The organism is Microbacterium sp. W1-4-2 (assembly GCF_058349885.2).
In genome coordinates this window covers 1-5491 of record NZ_JBYRJC020000006.1, presented here as the reverse complement: position 1 = coordinate 5491, position 5491 = coordinate 1, and the positions used below count along the sequence as shown (strand labels likewise).

3 rRNA genes are annotated in these 5491 nt (G+C 56.1%); all 3 read right to left on the bottom strand.

The window, feature by feature from the left end:
• Nucleotides 1-3: 3 nt before the first annotated feature.
• A 5S ribosomal RNA gene (gene rrf / locus AC3RX0_RS16530) occupies nucleotides 4-120 on the bottom strand.
• Between the two features lie 111 nt (nucleotides 121-231).
• Nucleotides 232-3340: ribosomal RNA gene (locus AC3RX0_RS16525) — 23S ribosomal RNA — on the bottom strand.
• 378 nt (nucleotides 3341-3718) lie between these two features.
• Nucleotides 3719-5244: ribosomal RNA gene (locus AC3RX0_RS16520) — 16S ribosomal RNA — on the bottom strand.
• Together the 16S, 23S and 5S rRNA genes form the textbook arrangement of a ribosomal RNA operon.
• Nucleotides 5245-5491: the final 247 nt, after the last annotated feature.

The window sequence follows — 5491 nt, the reverse complement described above, 5'->3', positions numbered from 1 at the left end:
GAAGTCCGGCGGTGTCCTACTCTCCCACAGGGTCGCCCCTGCAGTACCATCGGCGCTGAGAGGCTTAGCTTCCGGGTTCGGAATGTGACCGGGCGTTTCCCTCTCGCTATGGCCGCCGAAACACTATGGATGTTTCAAATCGCCAACAACGATCAAAGATTGGTGTGTTGTTGTGTTCCCGACCGTACATCGAGAACCACTCAGTGGACGCGAACACCCTGAGGGTGTTGTGTTATCAAGTCATCGGCTTATTAGTACCGGTCAGCTGCACGCATTGCTGCGCTTCCACATCCGGCCTATCAACCCAGTAGTCTGGCTGGGAGCCTCTCGGACACGAGGTCCGTGGAAGTCTCATCTTGAGGCCGGCTTCCCGCTTAGATGCTTTCAGCGGTTATCCATCCCGAACGTAGCTAACCAGCGGTGCTCCTGGCGGAACAACTGGCACACCAGAGGTTCGTCCAACCCGGTCCTCTCGTACTAGGGTCAGATCCTCTCAAACTTCCTACGCGCGCAGCGGATAGGGACCGAACTGTCTCACGACGTTCTAAACCCAGCTCGCGTACCGCTTTAATGGGCGAACAGCCCAACCCTTGGGACCTACTCCAGCCCCAGGATGCGACGAGCCGACATCGAGGTGCCAAACCATGCCGTCGATATGGACTCTTGGGCAAGATCAGCCTGTTATCCCCGAGGTACCTTTTATCCGTTGAGCGACAGCGCTTCCACAAGCCACTGCCGGATCACTAGTCCCGACTTTCGTCCCTGCTCGACCTGTCAGTCTCACAGTCAAGCTCCCTTGTGCACTTACACTCGCCACCTGATTGCCAACCAGGTTGAGGGAACCTTTGGGCGCCTCCGTTACTCTTTGGGAGGCAACCGCCCCAGTTAAACTACCCACCAGGCACTGTCCCTGAACCGGATCACGGTCCGAAGTTAGACATCCAGAGTGACCAGAGTGGTATTTCAACAATGACTCCACCCGAACTGGCGTCCGGGCTTCACAGTCTCCCACCTATCCTACACAAGCCACACCGAATACCAATACCAAGCTGTAGTAAAGGTCACGGGGTCTTTCCGTCCTGCTGCGCGTAACGAGCATCTTTACTCGTAATGCAATTTCGCCGAGTTCGTGGTTGAGACAGTTGGGAAGTCGTTACGCCATTCGTGCAGGTCGGAACTTACCCGACAAGGAATTTCGCTACCTTAGGATGGTTATAGTTACCACCGCCGTTTACTGGGGCTTAAATTCGCAGCTTCGCCTTGCGGCTGACCGCTCCTCTTAACCTTCCAGCACCGGGCAGGCGTCAGTCCGTATACATCGTCTTGCGACTTGGCACGGACCTGTGTTTTTAGTAAACAGTCGCTACCCACTGGTCTCTGCGGCCACCACACCCTTTCGGTGTAAAACCTAGTAAGTGGATGGCCCCCCTTCTCCCGAAGTTACGGGGGCATTTTGCCGAGTTCCTTAACCACGATTCTCTCGATCTCCTCGGTATTCTCTACCTGACCACCTGAGTCGGTTTGGGGTACGGGCGGCTGGAACCTCGCGTCGATGCTTTTCTCGGCAGCATAGGATCACCCACTTTTCATCCGCATCGTGTCTCAGCCTCATGACTCCCGGATTTGCCTAGGAGTCGGCCTACGCACTTGCACCAGGACAACCATCGCCTGGCTTGGGCTACCTTCCTGCGTCACACCTGTTAATACGCTAGCCGCACCAGCATGGGGTCGAGCGTTCACCCAGGCACCATCACCCCGAAGGGATCCGGCACGCCCGGGCTAGGACTCTTAGCACCACTGGATTGACTGGGGCGGTTCTTCGCCGGTACGGGAATATCAACCCGTTGTCCATCGACTACGCCTGTCGGCCTCGCCTTAGGTCCCGACTTACCCAGGGCAGATTAGCTTGACCCTGGAACCCTTGGTCTTTCGGAGGACGTGTTTCTCACACGTCTTTCGCTACTCATGCCTGCATTCTCACTCGTGTGCCGTCCACGGCTGGGTCACCCCGCCGCTTCACCCGGCACACGACGCTCTCCTACCCATCCACACGACTGGACCACGAAGGCCTGTCACAATATGCGAATGCCACAACTTCGGTGGCGTGCTTGAGCCCCGTTACATTGTCGGCGCGGAATCACTTGACCAGTGAGCTATTACGCACTCTTTCAAGGGTGGCTGCTTCTAAGCCAACCTCCTGGTTGTCAAAGCAACTCCACATCCTTTCCCACTTAGCACGCGCTTAGGGACCTTAGATGGTGGTCTGGGTTGTTTCCCTCTCGACTATGAAGCTTATCCCCCACAGTCTCACTGCTGCGCTCTCACTTACCGGCATTCGGAGTTTGGCTGACGTCAGTAACCTGGTGAGGCCCATCGGCCATCCAGTAGCTCTACCTCCGGCAAGAAACACGCAACGCTGCACCTAAATGCATTTCGGAGAGAACCAGCTATCACGAAGTTTGATTGGCCTTTCACCCCTATCCACAGCTCATCCCCTCAGTTTTCAACCTAAGTGGGTTCGGCCCTCCACGACGTCTTACCGTCGCTTCAGCCTGGCCATGGATAGATCACTTCGCTTCGGGTCTAGGACATGCGACTGAACGCCCTGTTCAGACTCGCTTTCGCTACGGCTACCCCACACGGGTTAACCTCGCCACATATCGCTAACTCGCAGGCTCATTCTTCAAAAGGCACGCTGTCACACCTGCCAAGGGTGCTCCAACGGTTTGTAAGCAAACGGTTTCAGGTACTATTTCACTCCCCTCCCGGGGTACTTTTCACCTTTCCCTCACGGTACTTGTCCGCTATCGGTCATCTGGGAGTATTTAGGCTTATCAGGTGGTCCTGACAGATTCACACGGGATTTCTCGGGCCCCGTGCTACTTGGGATACTCACCACGCCGAGAAACGCATTTCAGCTACAGGGCTCTCACCTGCTACGGCCCGCCTTCCCAGACGGTTCGCCTATACGCTCTCGTCACGCCGGCTGCTCGGCAGAACAACCAAGTAAGTCCCACAACCCCGCACACGCAACTCCTGCCGGATATCACACGTGCACGGTTTAGCCTCATCCGATTTCGCTCGCCACTACTCACGGAATCACGGTTGTTTTCTCTTCCTGCGGGTACTGAGATGTTTCACTTCCCCGCGTTCCCTCTACCCGCCCTATACATTCAGGCGGGAGTCACCAGGTCGGCACGCCGCCTGGCGGGGTTCCCCCATTCGGACACCCTCGGATCAAAACTTGCTTATCAGTTCCCCGAGGCTTATCGCAGATTGCTACGTCCTTCTTCGGCTCCAGATGCCAAGGCATCCACCGTTCGCTCTTAAAGACTTGAAATCACATGAGCTGATCGAATCGATCAAAAAATAATGATGACGAACCCCCGAAGGGATCCGCATCTTCAAGATGCTCGCGTCCACTGTGTAGTTCTCAAAGTACGGGCGGCACCGCACACCCACCAGCCACAACAGCCGGCAGACCCACGGTCCTTCCAGAGGTTCGGTTCAACCCATCCGGGCCGGCCCGGTCCCTCAGGACCCAACAGCGTGCAGGCACCCGACCCCTCACCCCCAGCGTTCCCACAGCACAGCTGCGTACTAACCAGAAGATCGACATCGAATGCCATGTCAAATGTTCCACCCATGAGCCCCAGCGGACCACGGTCGGGCCCGATCTGGGTTCTGGAAGACCCGAAGGCCCTCAGATGCTCCTTAGAAAGGAGGTGATCCAGCCGCACCTTCCGGTACGGCTACCTTGTTACGACTTAGTCCTAATTACCGATCCCACCTTCGACGGCTCCCTCCACAAGGGTTGGGCCACCGGCTTCAGGTGTTACCGACTTTCATGACTTGACGGGCGGTGTGTACAAGACCCGGGAACGTATTCACCGCAGCGTTGCTGATCTGCGATTACTAGCGACTCCGACTTCACGTAGTCGAGTTGCAGACTACGATCCGAACTGGGACCGGCTTTTTGGGATTCGCTCCACCTCACGGTATCGCAGCCCTTTGTACCGGCCATTGTAGCATGCGTGAAGCCCAAGACATAAGGGGCATGATGATTTGACGTCATCCCCACCTTCCTCCGAGTTGACCCCGGCAGTATCCCATGAGTTCCCACCATGACGTGCTGGCAACATAGAACGAGGGTTGCGCTCGTTGCGGGACTTAACCCAACATCTCACGACACGAGCTGACGACAACCATGCACCACCTGTACACCAGCCTTGCGGGGCGACCATCTCTGGCCGTTTCCGGTGTATGTCAAGCCTTGGTAAGGTTCTTCGCGTTGCATCGAATTAATCCGCATGCTCCGCCGCTTGTGCGGGTCCCCGTCAATTCCTTTGAGTTTTAGCCTTGCGGCCGTACTCCCCAGGCGGGGAACTTAATGCGTTAGCTGCGTCACGGAATCCGTGGAAAGGACCCCACAACTAGTTCCCAACGTTTACGGGGTGGACTACCAGGGTATCTAAGCCTGTTTGCTCCCCACCCTTTCGCTCCTCAGCGTCAGTTACGGCCCAGAGATCTGCCTTCGCCATCGGTGTTCCTCCTGATATCTGCGCATTCCACCGCTACACCAGGAATTCCAATCTCCCCTACCGCACTCTAGTCTGCCCGTACCCACTGCAGACCCGAGGTTGAGCCTCAGGATTTCACAGCAGACGCGACAAACCGCCTACGAGCTCTTTACGCCCAATAATTCCGGATAACGCTTGCACCCTACGTATTACCGCGGCTGCTGGCACGTAGTTAGCCGGTGCTTTTTCTGCAGGTACCGTCACCCCGAAAGGCTTCTTCCCTGCTAAAAGAGGTTTACAACCCGAAGGCCGTCATCCCCCACGCGGCGTTGCTGCATCAGGCTTCCGCCCATTGTGCAATATTCCCCACTGCTGCCTCCCGTAGGAGTCTGGGCCGTGTCTCAGTCCCAGTGTGGCCGGTCACCCTCTCAGGCCGGCTACCCGTCGACGCCTTGGTAAGCCATTACCTCACCAACAAGCTGATAGGCCGCGAGCCCATCCCAGACCGAAAAATCTTTCCAACCGCGGAGATGCCTCCACAGCTCATATCCAGTATTAGACACCGTTTCCAGCGCTTATCCCAGAGTCCAGGGCAGGTTGCTCACGTGTTACTCACCCGTTCGCCACTAATCCCCAAGTGCAAGCACCCGGTTCATCGTTCGACTTGCATGTGTTAAGCACGCCGCCAGCGTTCATCCTGAGCCAGGATCAAACTCTCCGTAAAAAACGAATGCCACGCAGAACCGGGAAAAACAGTCCACACGCAGCGAGTTCAACCATGACCAAAAGAACGAACATCATTGCTGACATCCATATAAATTGATCCAAAGGAATTCTCAACGACCCCAAAAAAGAGGCCGACGAGGATAAAATTGGCATTTGACAAGTGCACGCTGTTGAGTTCTCAAGGATCGGACACACCCACAAACCAGACCCACAGGCCATCGTCGCAGGGCAACTTCACAATCATA